The organism is Luteitalea sp., assembly GCF_022842525.1.
Lineage (GTDB): Bacteria > Acidobacteriota > Vicinamibacteria > Vicinamibacterales > Vicinamibacteraceae > Luteitalea.
Genome location: NZ_JALHPM010000008.1, coordinates 48,883 through 67,365, shown reverse-complemented (window position 1 = coordinate 67,365; position 18,483 = coordinate 48,883). Strand labels below are relative to the sequence as shown.

Annotated in this window: 13 protein-coding genes; 10 read left to right on the top strand and 3 right to left on the bottom strand. The window is 68.2% G+C overall.

The window, feature by feature from the left end; all coding sequences use genetic code 11:
• Positions 1–10 precede the first annotated feature (10 nt).
• The 6 genes from Q0C41_RS03330 (at position 11) to Q0C41_RS03305 (ending at position 12,041) form a co-directional block, all read left to right on the top strand.
• The gene (locus Q0C41_RS03330; RefSeq protein WP_291981032.1) at positions 11–4,135 is read left to right on the top strand and encodes a carboxypeptidase regulatory-like domain-containing protein; all 4,125 of its coding nucleotides are present in this window, start codon (positions 11–13) and stop codon (positions 4,133–4,135) included.
• Between the two features lie 133 nt (positions 4,136–4,268).
• Complete coding sequence (locus Q0C41_RS03325; RefSeq protein ID WP_291981031.1) at positions 4,269–5,684, top strand: hypothetical protein; 1,416 nt, start codon at positions 4,269–4,271, stop codon at positions 5,682–5,684.
• 192 nt (positions 5,685–5,876) lie between these two features.
• Positions 5,877–9,392: a TonB-dependent receptor gene (locus tag Q0C41_RS03320; protein ID WP_291981030.1), complete on the top strand. Its 3,516-nt coding sequence runs from the start codon at positions 5,877–5,879 to the stop codon at positions 9,390–9,392.
• A 27-nt stretch (positions 9,393–9,419) separates the two neighbouring features.
• Positions 9,420–10,814: a class I SAM-dependent methyltransferase gene (locus Q0C41_RS03315; RefSeq protein ID WP_291981029.1), complete on the top strand. Its 1,395-nt coding sequence runs from the start codon at positions 9,420–9,422 to the stop codon at positions 10,812–10,814.
• A 5-nt stretch (positions 10,815–10,819) separates the two neighbouring features.
• Entirely contained in the window at positions 10,820–11,707 is an 888-nt protein-coding gene (locus Q0C41_RS03310) for a PIG-L family deacetylase (protein ID WP_291981028.1), read from the top strand.
• 178 nt (positions 11,708–11,885) lie between these two features.
• Positions 11,886–12,041: a hypothetical protein gene (locus tag Q0C41_RS03305; protein WP_291981027.1), complete on the top strand. Its 156-nt coding sequence runs from the start codon at positions 11,886–11,888 to the stop codon at positions 12,039–12,041.
• Positions 12,042–12,051: 10 nt separating this feature from the next.
• On the opposite strand, the gene Q0C41_RS03300 is transcribed toward Q0C41_RS03305, so the two are convergent.
• Positions 12,052–12,366: a hypothetical protein gene (locus Q0C41_RS03300; RefSeq protein ID WP_291981026.1), complete on the bottom strand. Its 315-nt coding sequence runs from the start codon at positions 12,364–12,366 to the stop codon at positions 12,052–12,054.
• A 49-nt stretch (positions 12,367–12,415) separates the two neighbouring features.
• Positions 12,416–13,369 carry an L-threonylcarbamoyladenylate synthase gene (locus Q0C41_RS03295; protein WP_291981025.1) on the bottom strand — a complete coding sequence of 318 codons (954 nt, stop codon included), beginning with the start codon at positions 13,367–13,369 and terminating at the stop codon, positions 12,416–12,418.
• Between the two features lie 127 nt (positions 13,370–13,496).
• Here Q0C41_RS03295 and Q0C41_RS03290 point away from each other — a divergent pair, with 127 nt between their 5' ends.
• Together Q0C41_RS03290 and Q0C41_RS03285 are read left to right on the top strand one after the other, a co-directional pair.
• Positions 13,497–14,474, top strand: a complete 978-nt coding sequence (locus Q0C41_RS03290) for a hypothetical protein (protein WP_291981024.1) — start codon at positions 13,497–13,499, stop codon at positions 14,472–14,474.
• 97 nt (positions 14,475–14,571) lie between these two features.
• Entirely contained in the window at positions 14,572–15,078 is a 507-nt protein-coding gene (locus tag Q0C41_RS03285; protein ID WP_291981023.1) for a hypothetical protein, read from the top strand.
• 79 nt (positions 15,079–15,157) lie between these two features.
• Here the strand turns inward: Q0C41_RS03285 and Q0C41_RS03280 are convergent, their stop codons facing one another.
• Positions 15,158–16,558, bottom strand: coding sequence for a Gfo/Idh/MocA family oxidoreductase (locus tag Q0C41_RS03280; protein ID WP_291981022.1), 1,401 nt, complete (start codon positions 16,556–16,558; stop codon positions 15,158–15,160).
• 254 nt (positions 16,559–16,812) lie between these two features.
• Between Q0C41_RS03280 and Q0C41_RS03275 the strand changes: the two genes are divergently transcribed.
• Both Q0C41_RS03275 and Q0C41_RS03270 read left to right on the top strand, forming a co-directional pair.
• Complete coding sequence (locus Q0C41_RS03275) at positions 16,813–17,844, top strand: PAS domain S-box protein (protein ID WP_291981021.1); 1,032 nt, start codon at positions 16,813–16,815, stop codon at positions 17,842–17,844.
• Positions 17,772–18,425, top strand: a complete 654-nt coding sequence (locus tag Q0C41_RS03270) for a response regulator (protein WP_291981020.1) — start codon at positions 17,772–17,774, stop codon at positions 18,423–18,425. The genes Q0C41_RS03275 and Q0C41_RS03270 overlap by 73 nt, the downstream gene beginning before the upstream one ends.
• Positions 18,426–18,483 lie beyond the last annotated feature (58 nt).

Genomic DNA, 18,483 nt, shown 5'->3' with positions numbered 1-18,483 from the left:
GAGTCGTCCCGTGGCCCGAAACCCGTTCCGTTCGTTGACCATCGTCTGGGCCGTCCTGGCCCTGCTGACACTTCTGGTCAGTCGCGCCGACGCCGCGACGTTCGTCGTCAACAACACCGGTGACGCTGCGGACGCGGCCCAGGGCAACGGTGTCTGTGCCACCGCTGGCGCCGTCTGCACGCTGCGCGCGGCGATCCAGGAGGCCAACGCACTCGCGGGCGCCGACACCATCACCTTCAACATCGGCGCAGGCGGCCTGCAGACAATCGCGCCTGCGACCACCCTGCCGACGATCTCGACCGAGATCGACGTCGACGGCACGACCCAGCCGGGGTTCGCCGGGACGCCCCTGATCAAGCTGCTGGGCTCTCCGGCGGTCAACGGGTTCGGTCTGAGCGTCACCGGTGCCAACTCGTCGATTCGCGGCCTGATCGTCGTGGCCTTCTACCAGGGCATCCAGGTCACTGCCGATGGCGTGGTGGTGGCCGGCAACTACATCGGTGTGACCGAGACAGGCGCCGCACAGGGCAACGCCGGCAACTACGGCGGCATCCTGGTGGGGCTGGCCGGAGACTATCCGAACACGATCATCGGCGGCACGACGGCCGCCGACCGCAACGTGATCTCGGGCAACTCGTATGGCATCCAGCTCCTGTGCGTGAGCAACGTCCGCGTGCAGGGCAACTACATCGGCCTCGATCCAACGGGCACGCTGGCGCGTCCGAACACGAGCGTTCCCGTCCATGTCTCGACCTACAACCCCGGCTTCGGCTACTGCGGGGCCAGCGCCAACGCCAACGTCATCGGCGGTGATGTCGCCGGGGCGGGCAACGTCGTGTCGGGCAACGCGAGCAACGGGATCGTGATCGGTCTGCGGGCAGCGGGGGCGGGGACGCTGTCGGGTAACCGGGTCCAGGGGAACCTGGTCGGGCTCGCGGCCGACGGCACCACGTCCATGCCGAATGGCCCGGGTGCGGGGATTGTCGTGGCCGGCGCGTTCCCTGGCACAGGCTCGGCCAGCAACACCCTCATCGGTGGCACGACGCCGCTCGCGCGCAATGTCTTGGCGGGTAGCGATGCGAACATCAACGACGTCGGCATCTGGGTGCAGGAGGGCACCCCGACCGCGTCCAGCCCGACCGGCACACTCATCCAGGGCAACTACGTCGGCCTCGACCAGTCGGGCACGCTCGCACGAGGCTTCACCACAGGAATCAGGGTCAATGGCATCGGCACCGTCGTCGGCGGCGCAGTCGCCGGGGCCGGCAATGTCGTCGCCGGCAACGTCAGCCACAACATCTGGATCGAGCCGTATGCGACGACCGTGCAGGGCAACCTGATTGGCACCAACGCGGCGGGCACGTCGGCGATCCGGCCAAGCACGTTCGGCATCCTCGTGAAGGCGCCTGACACGGTCATCGGAGGCACGACGCCCCAGGCGCGCAACGTGATCTCCGGCAATTTGAACGGGCTCGTCCTGTCCGGCAGCAACCAGGTGACGGTTGCCAACGTCACGGTGCACGGCAACTGCATCGGGACCGATTCCACCGGTGTGACGGCCGTACCAAACGTGGGCAGCGGTGTGGTGGTCGATGCGCCGGGGTTGGGCATCGGCGGCACGGGCGCGGGCATGGGCAATGTGATCTCGGGGAACGGCCGGGGCATCTACCTGCTGCAGACCTCGTGGGGCGTGGTGTCGGGCGTCTCGATCGTCGGCAATCACATCGGCGTCAACGCGGCCGGGAACCCGCTCGGCAACAGCATCGACGGAATCCTCGTCGACGCTGGCGTCAGCGGAGCGAGCGTCGGCGGCACGGGCACGGGCGAGGCCAACGTCATCGCGCACAACGCCAGTCGCGGCGTGCTGCTACTGGGCGGCACAGGCACGGCGGTCCGCGGCAACCGCATCGACGCCAACGGCTCATTGGGCATCGACATCGGCGACACGCTGCTGGTCGACACCAATGACCCGCTCGATGCCGATACCGGCACGAATGGTCAGCAGAACTTCCCGGTGGTGTCGTCTGCCACGCTCGCCGGCGGCACCTACGCGATCGCCGGATCGCTGGCGAGCAAGCCGAACCAGACCTACACGCTCGACTTCTACGCCAACACCACCTGTGATGCCCTCAACAACGGCGAGGGCGACGCGTTCCTGGGGTTCACGCAGGTGACCACTGATGCCAGCGGCAACGCGAGCTTCTCGAATCTGCAGTTCCCGGTGGCGGGCGCCCGGACCATCATCACGGCGACGGCTACGGGCCCCGAGGGGACGTCCGAGTTCTCGCAGTGCCGTGCCACACTGACGCCGACGGTGTCGATCAGCGGCGTCGTCACTCGTGGCAGCGGTCCGGGAGCGCCCGCCGTCGCCAACGTCGCCGTGACGTTGGGCGGTTCCGCAAATGCCGCCACGGTGACCAACGGGGCGGGCGCCTATACCTTCGCGGCGCTGACGTCGGGGGGCACCTACACCGTGACGCCGTCGCTTGCCGGCTACCTCATCGCCCCGGTGTCGACCACGCTGTCCAACATGGTGAGCGACCAGGTCGCCAACTTCACCGCGACGCGGCTCTACACGATCAGTGGGCAGGTGCGCGACCTGAACGACACGGGCGTCAGCGGCGTGACGATGACGCTCGGCGGATCGAGCAACGCGACACAGTCCACCGACGTCGACGGCCGCTACAGCTTCACCGTGCCCGAAGGCGGCAGTTACACCATCACGCCGACGCGCGGCACGTTCGTGTTCGATCCCGCGACGCAGGCCTTCCCGAACCTGCAGGAGGACAAAATCGCGGCGTTCTTCGTCGCGCAGGTGGGCGAGTTCACGCGGTACTTCGCCGAGGGCGCCACGAGCGGCTTCTTCGACACCCGCATCGCCTTGCTGAACGCCACCGGACGACCGGCGACCGTACGCGTCCGTTTCCAGAAGGGCGACGGCACCGAGGTCCTGCAGACGCTGCCGATGGGCCCCATCGCGAGGCTGACGGTCGACCCGAAGGCCCTGGGTCTCACCGATGCGGAGTTCTCGACCGTCATCGAGTCGGACCAGCCCATCATCGCCGACCGCACCATGAGTTGGGATCGGGACGGCTATGGCAGCCATGCCGAGACGAGCATCGGGCGCCCGCTCACGCAGTGGTACCTCGCCGAGGGCGCCACCATCGGGGGCTTCGAGCTCTTCTATCTGGTGCAGAACCCGAATGCCACCGACGCAACGATCGAGGTCCGCTACCTGCTGCCGGCACCGGAGGCCCCCGTCGTGCGCACGTACACGGTCACCGGACGGAGCCGGTTCAACATCTGGGTGAATCAGCAGGATGCGCGTCTGGACGACGCGGAGGTGTCGGCGGTGGTGACCTCGACCAACGGCGTGCCGGTCATCGTCGAGCGTGCGATGTACCTCAACCTGCCGGGTCAGGTGTTCGGAGCCGGGCACGAGAGCGCGGGCGTCGAGGCGCCGGCCCTGCGCTGGTACTTCGCGGAGGGCGCGACTGGCGCGTTCTTCGACCTGTTCTTCCTGATCGCGAACCCGACGAGCCAGCAGGCCGATGTGGAGGCCCGGTACCTGAGGCCGGACGGCACGGTGGTGGTCCGCACGTATCCGGTGCCGCCCAACAGCCGCTTCAACATCTGGGTGGACCAGGAGGGGCCGGCCCTTGCCGACACGGCCGTGGCCACGGTGTTCCAGGTGACCAACAACGTCGGCGTCGTCATCGAGCGCGCGATGTGGTGGGGCGGCAGCGCCGGGTGGTACGAGGGCCACAACAGCGCCGGTGCGCAGGCCACGGGCACCAAGTGGGGCCTGGCCGACGGCGAGATCGATGACGCGCGCGGCGCCGAGACCTACGTGCTCATCGGCAATACGTCCGCGTTCGCGGGGACCGCACGCGTGACACTGGTGTTCGAGGATGGCACGCAGGCGACCCGTGACTTTCCGCTCGAGGCGAACAGCCGCATGAACGTGGCTGTCGGTATCGAGTTTCCTGCCGCCGTGGGCAAGCGCTTCGGCACGATCGTGGACAGTGTGGGCGCGACCCCGGCCGAACTCGTGGTGGAGCGCGCCATGTTCAACGACGCCCGTGGCGTCAACTGGGCCGCGGGCTCCAACGCCCTGGGCACGCGCTTGCGGTAGATCGCGAGGGGACCCGAGGCCAGGGGCACGCGCTCCGCGAACGCGCCTCTGGTCCGGCCCCGGAGCGGTGGCCCGATGGTATTGTTGGCATCCTGAGGCCCACGGCCCACGGCCGGCGGCCCCCCCAACTGCCATGGACACCCTCAACGGACTTCCTCTCGTCGCCCCCAAGATTTCGCCGGTCCTCGACCCGGCGTTCCGCCCCGCCGTCCTCGCCGTGCGCGCCTTCCGCGCGCAGGTCGCGGCGGCTGGCGGCGGCATTCCGGTCCGTCTGGCCATCGAACAGGCCGACGGCTCCGTCTTCCGCTTCGACATCGCCGTGCTCCCGCCGACCCATCCCGGTGCGGCCGGCAACGCCGCGTTCGTCGAGCGCTTCGTCAAGTTCCTGCTGTGGTCGCGCGGCGGCTGGCGCATCCACGTCGACGGCCCGGCCGACCTGGTCGACGCGCTGCGGTCCCACTACACCGACACGGCCACGGGCCGCTTCGACGCCGACCTGGTCGCCTTCCGGATGTTCGACCATCCGATCGAGGTCGTCCACACCACGACGCTGCCCGAGGAGCGCTCGGTCACCAAGCCTCTCGGTCGCCATCTGGAGGGGCATCGGATCGGGTTCGATCTCGGCGGCAGTGACCGCAAGGTCGCGGCGGTGGTGAACGGGGAGGTCGTCTTCAGCGAAGAGACGGTGTGGGATCCCTACCACAAGCCCGATCCGCAGTATCACTTCGACGGCATCATGGACTCGCTGCGCAAGGCCGCCGAGCACCTGCCGCGGGTCGACGCCATCGGGGGCAGTGCCGCGGGCGTGTACGTCAACAACCGCGTCAAGGCCGGATCGCTGTTCCGCGGCGTGCCGCAGGACCTGTTCGACGCGCGCGTCAAGAACCTGTTCTTCGAGGTCAAGGCCGCCTGGCACGACGTCCCGTTCGAGGTCGTCAACGATGGCGAAGTGACGGCCCTGGCCGGATCGATGTCGCTCGGCAAGAACGCCATCCTCGGCGTGGCCCTGGGCACGAGCACGGCGGCCGGCTACGTGACGCCGGACGGCAACATCACCTCGTGGCTGAACGAACTCGCCTTCGTGCCCATCGCCTTCAATCCGGATGCGCCGGTGGACGAGTGGTCGGGTGACGTCGGCGTCGGGTCGCAGTACTTCTCGCAGCAGGCCGTCGGACGCCTCGCGCCGCTGGCCGGCATCGCCACGCCACCGGACATGGGGTTGCCCGAGAAGTTGAAGGTGGTGCAGAAACTCCGGGACGAGGGGCACGTCGGCGCGAAGCAGATCTACGACACGCTTGGCACCTACCTGGGCTACGGCATCGCGCACTTCGCCGACTTCTACGACATCGCGCACGTGCTCGTGCTCGGCCGCGTGACCTCGGGCCCTGGCGGCGACGACATCGTCAACGGCGCGCGTCACGTGCTGGATGTCGAATTCCCCGAGCTCGCCAGCCGCATCACCTTCCATGTGCCCGACGAAAAGGACAAGCGCCACGGTCAGGCCGTGGCCGCCGCCAGCCTGCCTGAGGTAGGTCGAGTCCTACGCTAGCTGGCCGTACTCCGCCCCACGACGTTCCTTGCTTGTCAGGCTCTCCGAATGCCTGTATACGTGTGCTCGTTCCGAGACGCGAAGTGCGTACCCGCAGTTCCCGGGTTGCGTGTGCACGGCAGCATTCGACGTCACCCATGGTCCGCACGGGCCGTGGGCAGGCGGCTTGGAGGAATCCGTATGCGGAAAGCGATGAGTGGGGCTCTGCTGTTCGCCGCCCTGTTGCTTGGCGCGGCCAACGTGTCGGCGCAGGAGTTCCGGGCCACGGTGAGAGGGCAGGTGCTCGACTCCAGCGGCGCGGCGCTGCCAGGCGCCACCGTGTCGGTGCAGAACGCCGAGACCAATGAACTCGCCTCGACGACGACCAACGAGCAAGGCAACTACACCGTGCCGTTCCTGCGGCCTGGTCTCTACACCGTGATTGTCGAGCTGGCCGGGTTCAAGAAGCAGACGAGCAGCGGCCTGCGGCTCCAGGTGAGCCAGGTCGCCGAGATCAACGTCCAACTGGCGGTCGGCGACGTGACCGAAGAGGTGACCGTGTCGAGCGAGGGCCCGTTGCTCGAAACGAGCAACGCGAGTCGCGGGACGGTCATCGACAGCGCCCGCATCGCCGAGTTGCCGCTGCAGTCACGCAGCCCGATGGCGCTTGCCACCCTCGTCGCTGGCGTCAACTTCAACGGACCGGCGATCTACCTGCGTCCGTTCGACAACGGTGCGCTTGCCGACTTCTCGATGAATGGCGGCCAGAACCGCAACAACGAGTTCCTGCTCGACGGCGCGCCGAACAACGCCAACCAGGGCGGCAACAACATCGCGTACGTGCCGCCGGCCGAAGCGGTCCAGGAGTTCAAGGTCTCGACCAACTCGTACGACGCCCAGTACGGCCGGACCGCCGGTGGCGTCATCAACATGTCCCTGAAGTCCGGGACGAACTCGTTCCACGGCGTCGCGTACGACTACATGCGCCGCAAGGCGCTGGCCGCCAACTCGTTCCTCCTCAATTCGCGCACCCTGCCCAAGACCGACCAGTACATCGATCAGTACGGGTTCGTCGTCGACGGCCCGATCTGGAAGAACAAGACGTTCTTTCTGTTCAACGGCGAACGGTACCGGGAAGGCACGCCGTCGCCACTGAATTCGACCGTGCCGACGGCGGCGTTCAAGAACGGCGACTTCAGCGGCCTGGTCGACCAGAACGGGCGGCAGATCATCATCTACGACCCGGCCACCGGACGCGACGTCAACGGCGTCTGGACGCGCGATCCGTTCCCCGGCAATCGCATCCCTGCCGATCGCATCTCGCCTGCGGCGCGGGCCCTCATGCAGTACTACCCGGACCCGAACTACACGTTGGCCGGTGCTGCGCCCTGGCAGAACAACCTGGACTACCCCGAACATTTCAACAAGGACCTGTTCTGGAACATGGTCGGCAAGGTCGACCACAACTTCAGCCCCAACGATCGCGTGTTCTTCCGGTGGGGTGAGAACGAGCGCAACGAGATCCGCAACACCACCGCGATCCGAAGCGGTCCGGCCCAGAACGGGCAGTTGCCCCTCTGGCGGGCCAATCGCGCCATGGTTGGAGACTGGGTGCACATCTTCGGCGCCGGCACGGTGTTCAACCTGCGTGCCAGTTACACGTACTTCCTGGAGTGGAGCTATTCGCAGGACTCGCTGGGGTTCGATGCCTCCGAGTTCTGGCCGCAGAGCCTGGTCGACCAACTGCCGAGCAAGGCGGTCGATGGCATCTTCCCCGTGGTCAACATGGAGGAGTACGTCCAGCTCTCGCGCGGCTCGAGCCCGAACCGGAACCGGAACTACTCGCTGCAGCCGAACCTCTCGATGACCCGCGGCCGGCACAACATCCGCAGCGGTCTCGACATGCGCTGGACCAACGTCTACAACGAGAACTACAACAACTCCGGCGGCAACATCTCCTTCACGCGCCAGTTCACGCGCAGCACCTTGAACAGCACGAGCGTGCTCGAGGGCAACGCCTTCGCCTCGTTCCTGCTCGGCGCGGCGAGCGGGGGCAACGTGGACGTGAATCCCACGCCGCAATACAAGTGGTTGTACGTGGCGCCGTGGATCCAGGACGACTGGAAGATCACCAACAAGTTGACCTTGAATCTCGGGTTCCGGTGGGACATCAACGGATCGGTCACGGAAGCCGACAACCAGCTGAACTACGTGTTCGATCCGAGCATCGTCAATCCGATCTCGGCGCGCGTCGGTCAACAGGTGATGGGTGGGCTCACGTTCGCCGGCGTCAACGGCGCCCCGGAACGGCCCTGGAAACTGGACAAGGACAACTACCAGGCGCGTATCGGCGCGGCCTACTCGCTCAACGACAAGACCGTGCTGCGCGGTGGGTGGGGCAAGTACTTCCTCAATCCGACCGGCCAGGGGTTCAACGCCGGCTTCAGCAACAGCACGGCGCTGGTTGCCTCCAACGACGGTGGTCGCACGCCGACCTACAACCTGGCCAACCCGTGGCCAGGCGGCATCCTGGACGCGCCGGGCGCCTCCCTGGGGCCGCTGACCTTCCTCGGCCGCGGGCCCAGTTTTTCGAACCCTGACTTCGTCGTGCCCAACGTCCATCAGTTCTCCATGGGCGTCCAGCGCGAGCTGCCGTGGCGTGTGTCGCTCGACGTGACCTACGCCGGAAGCCGGAGTTACGACATCGAAGGGAACTTCGGCGGCTACAACGAGCCGTCGGCGGCGTTCCAGGCGCAGTGCGACGTCACACTCGGTGGCAGCCGCACGTTGTGCGACCAGCAACTGCCCAACCCCTACTTCGGCGTGCCAGGATTCGAGGGGACGAACCGGTTCACGGCCGCCAATCTCTCGCGGTTCGAACTGTCTCGGCCATACAACGCATTCGGCGGCTTCAGCCAGAACCAGCAGAACCTGGGCACGATGCAGTACGACTCGCTGCAGTTCGTGGCCAACAAGCGGTGGGCGAAGGGCGTGACCATCAACGCCGGCTACACGTGGGTGCCGCGGTGGACCGAAACGGGTGCCAACACCACCACCGGCATCGGCAACGCCTACGTCGACGAGGTCTCGCTCCTGCAGAACAGCGGTCCCTACTTCTCGCACCGCGAACATCGCATCACCGCATCGGGGGTCTGGTACCTGCCCTGGTTCGAGAATCAGAAGAGCATCCTGGGCTACCTGCTCGGCGGCTGGTCGATATCGCCGGCGTTCGTCTACCAGGCCGGACAGCCCTGGGACATGCCAGGCAACGTCGATCTCGCACCAGGCGTCAATCTCGCGGACGTCGCGCTCGACGGGCAGAAGGACGGCCAGTTCATCTACGGCGTGAAGCCGTGCGTGGGCCAGCGCAACGCGACGACGGGGCAGTACGATCTGCTGTCGGTGTCGACGGCGTATGGCTGCACGCAGCCGTTCTTCCTGGTCCGCGAGGCGTTCCAGCGCCGTACCGCGATGTTCCGCTACGACGAGTTCCGTCGACCCGGGTACTGGCAGGTCGACATGAACTTCGCCAAGACGACGCAGCTCACCGAGCGGCTCCGGTTCCAGTTCCGCCTCGAGGCCTTCAACCTGTTCAACAGCCCGATGTACGACGAGCGCAACTACAACCAGACCGTCACGTCGGCCGACTTCGGTCGCATCAACCGCAACGCGACGGGCCAATCGAACTTCCAGCGCTTCATCCAGCTCGGGTTCCGGCTGATCTTCTAGGGACGCGCGCGGTTGTTCATTGACGTGATGCGCCACGGCCTGGGGGCCATCCCCAGGCCGCTGGCGTTTCCGATCCTCCTTGTCGGCGCCCTGGCGGCCGCTCAATCGTCGTCGTCGATTCAGCGCCCGACCTGGCGTGACCTCGTGCCCATCCAGTCGTACCTCGCCAGGCACGGCGTCTCGTCCGACACGCTGCACGACGTAATCGACCGGACCCACGCCAAGAACGCCGCGCGCGTACGCGAAGGCGACCTCGACCACCTGGTGTTCTACGCGCTGCAGTCCACCCGCTTCACGACCCGACCACCGATCGAGCCGGCCCTGTCGGCCAAGGCCCTCGTCGAATCACTCCATCCTGAGGCGCACGCCGCGTTCCTGACCGGTCCCTCGATTCCTGACGTCCCGGTGCCGGCCGCCGTCAGGAGTCGTATCGCAGAGCTCGTGACGTACCTCGGGCCGCAGCGGAGCGATGAGCGCGCGGCGTTCTTCCGGCAACTGGTCCACACCGCGTTTCCTGCCGCCCGCGGCCGTGAGGCGGCGCTCGCACGCGAGTATGTGCGGGTCATGCGGTTCCTCTATCGGAAGGAGTTCCTCGCGCCAGCAACCGCGCGTGGAACGTCCGACGTTCACGATCTCTACCGCGAGCGTGGCCTCAGCACCGACACCGCCATCGAGGCCGGCTTCGTCGTCCACACGGGGCTCGCAGTGCTCCAGGCGCTCGAGCCGACGCGGCGCGTACGCCGGGTGCTGGTCGTCGGGCCCGGTCTCGATCTCGCGCCGCGAACCGGCTTGCTCGACGATGCGCCGCCCCAGAGCTATCAGCCGTGGGCGGTGATGGATGCGCTGGTCTCACTCGGCCTGTCGCAGTTGGGCGACCTGTCGATCGTCGCTGCGGATATCAACCCGCGCGTGGTGGACCACCTGCGGCGGGCTCGTGGGAGCCCGCCCGCCCTGCGGCTCGCGAGCGCACTCGGCGGCAGCGACACCGTGGTGATGTCGCCCGATTACCTCGACTACTTCACCAGGCTCGGGCGAACGATCGGCAGCGAGACGCGAGGCGCCGGTTTGCGCAAGGTGATCCAGGTCAGCGTCGACTCGGCGCGAGCCCTCGTCCCGGCCGAGACCCTCGACATCGTCACCGAGCGGCTCGGAGGGCCTGGCTTCGACCTCGTCGTCGCCACGAACATCTTCCCGTATTTCAACGACCTCGAGCTCGCGCTGGCCATGAGCAACATCGCCGCCATGACGAGGCCTGGGGGCGTGGTGCTGCACAACGAGGGGCGTGCCGTCCTCGGCGAGATCACGACAGATCTGGGGCTGCCATTCGAGCAGGCGCGATACGTCACGATAGCGACGATCCGCGGTGCGACAGCCCCGCTCGCCGACAGCGTGTTCCTGCACCGCAAGGTCACGACCCGATGACGTCGATGGTATCGTTGGTAACCATGTCGGCGCCGCACAATCCGTACCTCACCTACGTATCGTCGCTGGCGGAGATGGTGCACGCCGGCAAGCAGTTCCCGTTGGGGAGTGCCCCGATTCCGGCGCACCCGCCGGTGGCCGACGATGCCCCGAGGGCCCTCATCTTCTCGCCGCACCCCGACGACGAGTGCATCATCGGCGGCCTCGCGCTGCGACTCCAACGCGAGGCCGGCTACCGCGTGGTGAACGTCGCGGTCACGCAGGGGAGCAACAAGGCCAGGCAGCAGGGGCGCTGGGACGAGCTCACGAAGGCATGTGCGTACCTCGGGTTCGACCTGGTGCAGACCGTCCCGGGTGGGCTCGAGCGGATCAACGCCGGGACACGCATCGCCGACCCGCCCCACTGGGCCGCCTGCGTGGACGTGATCGCGCGCATCCTGGCCGAGCAGCAGCCCGCGGTGGTGTTCTTCCCGCACGAGACCGACTGGAACAGTTCGCACATCGGCACGTACCACCTGCTCGTCGATGCGCTCGGGCGCCAGGGCGCCGGCTTCGCCTGCCACGTCGTCGAAACCGAGTTCTGGGGGGCAATGGCGACCCCGAACCTGATGGTCGAGTCGAGTGTGCAGGATCTCGCCGACATGATGACGGCGCTCTCGTTCCACGTCGAGGAGGTCCGGCGCAACCCCTACCACCTGCTCGTGCCCCCGTGGATGCAGGACAACGTCCGCCGCGGCGGGGAAGTGGTCGGCGGCCAGGGCGGTGCGGCCCCAGATTTCATGTTCGCCACCATTTACCGGTTGCGCGAGTGGAAGGACGGGGCGCTGAACTATCGGTACGACGGCGGCCGTATCCTCGCGGCCGGTGCCACCCCGGTGACGTTGTTCGCCTGACCGATGCCGGGCGGCCTGCCGCCATCGATGCGCCGGTGAGGCTGTCTGGCCGGAGTCGGCTCTGCCACGTTCACCATCCCGATGTTCGTGGGTTGGGATCGCTCGAGACCGGCTGCGCGCGGGCGTCATCCTCGCCGAGGACTTCCACGCCCTGTCCGACACGGCCATCGACGTCACGGTGCAGGCCCCCGGGCCGCCCACGGCCCTGAATGCCGGCTGGTCCTGGTCCATCCTCCTCGCCCGCGAGACCAGCGGGCACCACCAGCACGACCACGAGTACCCGTTCACGGTCGCCGACGGTGGCGAACCGAAGGTCGTCGTCAGACGCAGCTGAGGGCGCCGCGTCACTCGGATCGCAGCGCCCGGACGGGTTCCACCCGCGCAGCCCGCCAGGCAGGCAGTGCACTCGCCACCAGGCCCACCAGCAGGAACAGCAGCGCGGTGTCGTCCCGAAAACCACGACGTACCAGCGTGCGCGGCCAGACCCGCCAGGCCGGCTCGGTACGCCGCCGCTCGGCGAAGGCCCATGTCATGTCCTCGCCATATCCCTCGCGGAACGCGGCGGGTCCCAGACGTACGCCGGCCCGGGCCGCGACCTTCTGCATGATCGCGAAGCCGTGCGAGTCACGCCCGGCCAGCGACACGAGGATGTGGAACACGGCGCATCGGATGAAGACGCCAATGCGCCCGCGCGGGGTCTCGAGCTGCCTACCCAGCGGCCGCCCGTGTCAGGCGATCGTGGATCGCGACCCAGTCCGGCGCCTCCGGTGGTCGTGCGACGACGATGACGTCGGCGCCCGCCTGGTCGAGTGTTCGCAGATGGCTGTAGAGGTCGCGCCCGTAGCGCTCCGCGTCTGGTGCCGCGACGATCCACGCCACTGCCGCGGCCTCTGCCGGGGATGAGGGCGCGAGGGCGGCGACTCGCACACCGTCGCGCTGATGCGCCGTCACCACATCCGCGACCGCCGCCGACGCGATCAGTTCCACCGGCGTCCTCGGCGCGTAGTGCGACGCAACGCTCCCCGGGACGCGGGGTGCCGCGGCCGTCGCTTTGGTCACGGGACCCGAGACGGCTTCGATAGCCTCGACGCCGATGCGGCCTGGGCGCAGCACCGTGACGCGGCCATCGAGGCACGCGACGATCGTCGATTCCAGACCCACCTCCGAAGGCCCGCCATCGAGCACGATCCGCACCTGTTCACCCAGATCCTCGCGCACGTGAGCCGCCGTCGTCGGGCTGATCCGCCCGTAGCGATTTGCCGACGGCGCGGCGAGGCCGCCGCCGAACGCGCGCAGCACTGCCAGCGCCACCGGGTGGGCAGGGATCCGAAGCGCCACGGTGTCCTGTCCGCCGGTCACAGCGAGCGCAACGGAGGGCGCGCGGGGCAGCACCAGGGTGAGCGGGCCGGGCCAGAACCGTCGGGCGAGTGCGGCGGCCACCGGTGGCACCTCGCGTGCCCACCGCGACATGTCCGCGGCCTCTGCCAGATGGACGATGACGGGATGGTCGGACGGGCGGCCCTTGATGGCGAAGATGCGGGCCACGGCGGCGGGGTTGGACGCATCCGCCGCCAACCCGTAGACCGTCTCGGTCGGCAGGCCGATGACCTCGCCCGCACGCAAAGCCTCGACGGCGGCAGCGATCTCGTCAGGGCCGACCATGCGGCGATGATACGCCGCCCCAGCCGACCCTTCGTCACGTCGTCCGGTGAACTGCCCGGGTCTGTAGCAGCACGGATTGTCGGGGGACGCCTCGCCGAGGCGTCCCTCCGCGACATACAATCCGCCCATGGTGCGCGATGTGATGATCGGAGTGGCGGCGTCGCTCGTGCTCGCGTCCTCGGCCGGGGCGGAGGTCAAGGTGGATCGTGTTCCGTGTCCGGGGCAGGGCCAATGCGTGCGACTGGCCAATGGCACCGTGGAGGTGCTCGTCGCCACCGAGATCGGCCCGCGCATCGTGCGCTACGGGTTCGCCGGCGGCGACAACCTCCTCGGGTGGGTGCCGGAGAGCACCGTCAAGACCGAGCTCGGCGAATGGAAGGCGTGGGGCGGGCACCGTCTGTGGAGCGCGCCCGAGCACATGCCACGCAGCTATTCGCCCGACAACGACCCGGTGGACGTGCAGGTGTCGGGCCGCAGCGTCACGCTGACGCAGGCGGTCGAGCCGAAGACCGGCATCGAGAAGATCCTCACAGTCACGCTCGCGGAGACGGGCACGGGTGTGATCGTCGGGCATCGCCTCGTGAATCGCAACCTGTGGGACATCGAGGTGTCGCCCTGGGCGCTGACGATCATGAACACCGGCGGCACGATCATCCTGCCGCAGGAGCCGTATGCCTCGCACGACGACGCATTGCAGCCGGTGCGGGCGATGACGCTCTGGGCGTACACCGATCTGTCTGACCCGCGCTGGCAGATCGGACCGAAGTTCCTGCGGCTGCGCACCGACGCGTCGCGCGCCGGATCGCAGAAGGTGGGCATCGCCAACCGCCAGGGGTGGGCGGCCTACCATCGGAACGGGCACCTGTTCGTGAAGCGGTACGACTGGCAGTCGTCGGCGACGTATCCCGACTTCGGCGTCAACACGGAGGCCTATACGGCCGGAGCGTTCGTCGAACTCGAGACGCTCGGGGCGCTCGTCTCGCTCGCGCCGGGGGGCGCGGCCACGCACGAGGAGCGGTGGTCCCTGTTCCGCGACGTGGAGCAACCGGCCACCGATGACGCGCTGCAGCAGGTGCTGGCGCCACATCTGCAGGCAGCGCGCTGACGGTCGTGCCCGGGCCAGATCCCGCCCCAGGCGACTGCACGGATGAGATGAGCCCATTCGGGCGCGTCCTTCACCTTTACGGGTGGAGGACATTGTCATGTGTGCCCGCAGTGCTGCCGCCGTCGTCGCCGCGGCCCTCACGTTGCTCATTCCCGACCTGTCATCGGCGCAGCCGTCGGCCGTTCCCAACCTCATGTTCAGTGGGGGCTGGGCCGGGTTCGTCGACGATGGCCGGATCGACCACGGCGCGTTCGGTGGTGGACTCGAGTGGGTCCTCACGCCCCGTATCGCCATCGGGCCCGAGATCCTGTCCATGATCGGGCCCGACGACGACCGCGACCTCTTCGTGCTCGGGGTCGCGCGAATCGGGGTTCTGCCGCTCGGATCGAAGGTGGCGCCGTTTGTTACCCTCGGGGGCGGGTCCATGACCCACAGCGACACCTTCTACGGGGGGCAGTCGTACAGCTCGACCGAGGGGGCCTTCATCGCAGGCGGCGGCGTGCGGATCAACGCCTCGCCGCGCGTCTTCATCGCGCCCGAGCTCACGCTCGGGTGGGAGCCGCACATGCGCGCCTCGGTGACCGTGGGGATTCGGCTTCGGTAGGGCCGCCTTGGCGCAACGGGCCCTGGCAACCATACGTAGCCGCCGGGCAAGCCCGGCGGCTACGTATCAGGGGGGCGTCCTACACGCGCTCCGGCACGACGTACGGCTTGCGATACGTGCGTGTCAGGAACGCATCGGCATCCGGGGCGTCCACGAAGCGCTCCGTGGTGCCCGTGAACTTCAGCGAGCGACCCACCCGGTACGAGATGTTGGCCAGGTGGCACAACGACGTGGAGAGGTGTCCCTCCAGGATGTCGGCGTGCAGCGCCTCCGTCTTGCCCGCGCGCAGGCCGTCGAGGAAGTTGCCCCAGTGGCTGCCTCGCTCGGCCTCCTTGGCCCCGGCAAAGGGCTCCCGTTCACGCTTGCGGAATGCCTTCCACGTGTTGCCGCTGATCTCCAGCCAGCCATCGCTGCCGAAGAACAGGTTGCCGACTTCCTGACCGGCGCTGCCCTCGTGGTTGGTGTAGCGGCCACGCGTCTCCATCTCGAGCAGCGTGCCATCGGCGTACGTGTAGGTCGCCGTCTGTGTGTTGGGCGTCTCCTGCGAGGTCCTGTCGTGCCCGTAGGTCTCGACGTCGCCATAGACGCGCTTGCCTGGCGTCGCCGTACCGCCATCGTCCTTGCGGAAGCCGTAGAGGCCGCCCGCGGAATAGACCGAGACCGGGTGCTCGTTCTTGGCAAGGCCCCAGCGGGCGATGTCGAGCTGGTGCGGGCCGGTGTTGCCCGTGTCGCCGTTGCCCGTGTCCCAGTACCAGTGCCAGTTGTAGTGGCCCCGCTTCTCGTTGTACGGCCGCCACGGCGCTGGGCCGAGCCAGCGGTCGTAGTGGAAGGCGGCGGGCGCCTCGCTGTCGGCCGCCATGCCGTACGAGTCCCGGGCCTTGAAGCAGAGCGCCCGCGCCATGTACACCTCGCCGATGCCGCCGCTGCGCAGGAAGGCGATCGCCTCGCGCACGTTGGTCGCCGAGCGGTTGTTGAGGCCCACCTGGACGTGCCGCCCGTACTTGCGGGCCGCCTCGATCATCCGGCGACCTTCCCAGATGTTGTGCGAGGCCGGCTTCTCCACGTACACGTGCTTGCCCGCCTGGCAGGCCAGCACCGTGGCCAGCGCATGCCAGTGATTGGGCGTCACGATCGACACCGCGTCGATGGCCTTGTCTTCGAGCACGCGGTGCAGATCCCACTCCGTGCCGGGCGTCTGGCCGGACTTCTCATTCACGAGCGCCAGGGCCTTCGGGAACAGGCGCTCGTCGGTATCGCAGAGCGTGCGGATCTGGACGTTGTGGCTGTCCTTCAGCGCGCACCAGTTCTGGAGGTGCACGGTGCCCTGGTTGCGGATGCCGATGACGCCGACGGTGATGCGGTCGTTGGCGCCGCGGATCTGCGCGTAGGAGCGCGCGGTCGTGGACAGGGTGCCGATGGCGGCGCCGGCAGTGGCCACCACGCTCTTCTTGAGAAACGCTCGACGGTCGGTGTGGGTCATGGGGGGCTCGGGAAGGAGGAGACGGCGCGGAGTATAGCGCGGGCACGGCGGTTGGGGGCGGTGCCCCTTGGCAAGCCCGGTGACTGATGCAATAGTCGGGCGTTTCCAAGGGCGGCCACCTGACGACGCGCAGCACCCGAGAGCACCGCCGTGGCCGACGCCGGGGCCTGAATCGCCTGAGCACAACGGCGTGGGCGGCGATCGCCCTGCTCGGCCCGGCCTCCCACCGCGCCGCAGGGCAGGCGCCGCTCGGCGTGCCCGTCGCCGCGACAGCAGATCCCGTGCTGCTGCGGCTGCAGGGCGGCGCGGAGCTGCTGATCGCCCTGTCGTGCCTCGCGATGCTGGGGGCGCTGCTGCACTTCGTCCGCACCACGCGACCCCGCCTCGCGCCCTTCTGGGCCGTGGGGGCGCTCGCCCTCTTCCTCGCGGCCTCCGCCCTCGCCAATCTCGCGACCTTCGTCGGGTTGTGGGAGCCGCTCTCGCGCGGCAGCGTGTCGGTCACCGTCGTCGCGTCGCTGGCGGCGGTGGCCGCCGCCGTGACGCTGCTGCGCGTGCTGCCGAAGGCCCGGGCCTTCATGGCCGCCGCGCGCCTGTCGGATGAACGTCGCCTCGAACTCGAAGCCTTGCGAGCCGTGCTGGAGCGGCAGGTCGAGGAGGGGACCCGCGATCTGGCGCAGGCCTCCGACACGGCGCGCCGGGCCGAGGCACGGTTCCACCATGTCGTCGAGTCGGCGCCGAGTGCCATCGTGATCATGGACAGCGAGCGCCGCATCCTGTTCGTCAATCGCGGAGCGGAGGCTCTGTTCGGCTACGACCGCCACGCCCTGCTGGATCAGCAGATCGACGTCCTGGTGCCCGAACGCTATCGCGCGGCGCACGTCGGATACGTGGCCGAGTTCTTCGGCGAACCGAGGGCGCGGCCGATGGCGGAGGATCGCGCGCTGTTCGGCCGCCGGAGAGATGGCCAGGACGTCCCGATCGAGATTGCCCTCACGCCGATCGAGACGGCCGACGGCCTGTGTACCCTCGCCTCCATCATCGCCATCAGCGCACGGGTGCGTGCCGGCCCTCGAGGCCATCCTCGTCGATCAGGACCAGATGAGCCAGGTCATCGCCAACCTGGCCGTCAATGCGCGCGACGCCATGCCGCGGGGCGGCATCCTCTCGTTCGAGACCTCCAATCAAGGTGCTGGACGAGGCCGCGGCGCGCGAGGTGCTCCTCACGCCGGGCAACTACGTGCGGCTGCGCGTGCAGGACACCGGTGTCGGGATGGACACGACGGTGATGCGCCGGCTGTTCGAGCCGTTCTTCACGACCAAGAAGGAAGGCGGCACCGGTCTCGGGTTGTCCATCGTCCATGGCATCGTGACGCAGGACGGCGGCCAGATCGCGGTCGACAGCGCGCCGGGGAGCGGGACGACCTTCACCTTGTATCTCCCGGCGGTCGCCGACGAGATCGACACCATGACACCGGTGCTGCCGCCTGTGGTCGGCGGATCGGAACGTGTGCTGCTGGTCGAAGACGAGCCGGGGGTGCGCGACGTGGTGGCGCAGATGCTGCAGTTGCGCGGCTACCAGGTACAGGAAGCGGCCGACGGCGACCAGGCGCTCGCCGCGGTGCGCGCGGCCGATGGCCAGTTCGATCTGGTGCTCACGGACGTCGTGATGCCGGGCACCAGCGGGTGGGCGCTCGGCCAGGTGCTGCGCGTCGAGTTCCCGGACGTCAAGGTGATCTTCATGTCGGGGTACTCCGACGCGGTCATCGCCCAGCATGGCGTCACGCTGACCAACGATCTGGTCATCCTGCAGAAGCCGTTCTCGACCGAGACGCTGCTGCGGACGGTCCGGCGCGCGCTCGATCACTGACCGTCGTCCGATCAGCAGCGGCGGCGTCGCCGAACCCCCTGATGTACCGAGCGCGGAC

Bases quoted from the DNA above. Each gene is read 5' to 3' on its own strand.
- Q0C41_RS03325 (WP_291981031.1), top strand. From the start codon at position 4,269: ATGGACACCCTCAACGGACTTCCTCTCGTCGCCCCCAAGATTTCGCCG.
- Q0C41_RS03320 (WP_291981030.1), top strand. From the start codon at position 5,877: ATGAGTGGGGCTCTGCTGTTCGCCGCCCTGTTGCTTGGCGCGGCCAAC.
- Q0C41_RS03315 (WP_291981029.1), top strand. From the start codon at position 9,420: ATGCGCCACGGCCTGGGGGCCATCCCCAGGCCGCTGGCGTTTCCGATC.
- Q0C41_RS03310 (WP_291981028.1), top strand. From the start codon at position 10,820: ATGGTATCGTTGGTAACCATGTCGGCGCCGCACAATCCGTACCTCACC.
- Q0C41_RS03295 (WP_291981025.1), bottom strand. From the start codon at position 13,369: ATGGTCGGCCCTGACGAGATCGCTGCCGCCGTCGAGGCTTTGCGTGCG.
- Q0C41_RS03290 (WP_291981024.1), top strand. From the start codon at position 13,497: ATGGTGCGCGATGTGATGATCGGAGTGGCGGCGTCGCTCGTGCTCGCG.
- Q0C41_RS03285 (WP_291981023.1), top strand. From the start codon at position 14,572: ATGTGTGCCCGCAGTGCTGCCGCCGTCGTCGCCGCGGCCCTCACGTTG.
- Q0C41_RS03280 (WP_291981022.1), bottom strand. From the start codon at position 16,558: ATGACCCACACCGACCGTCGAGCGTTTCTCAAGAAGAGCGTGGTGGCC.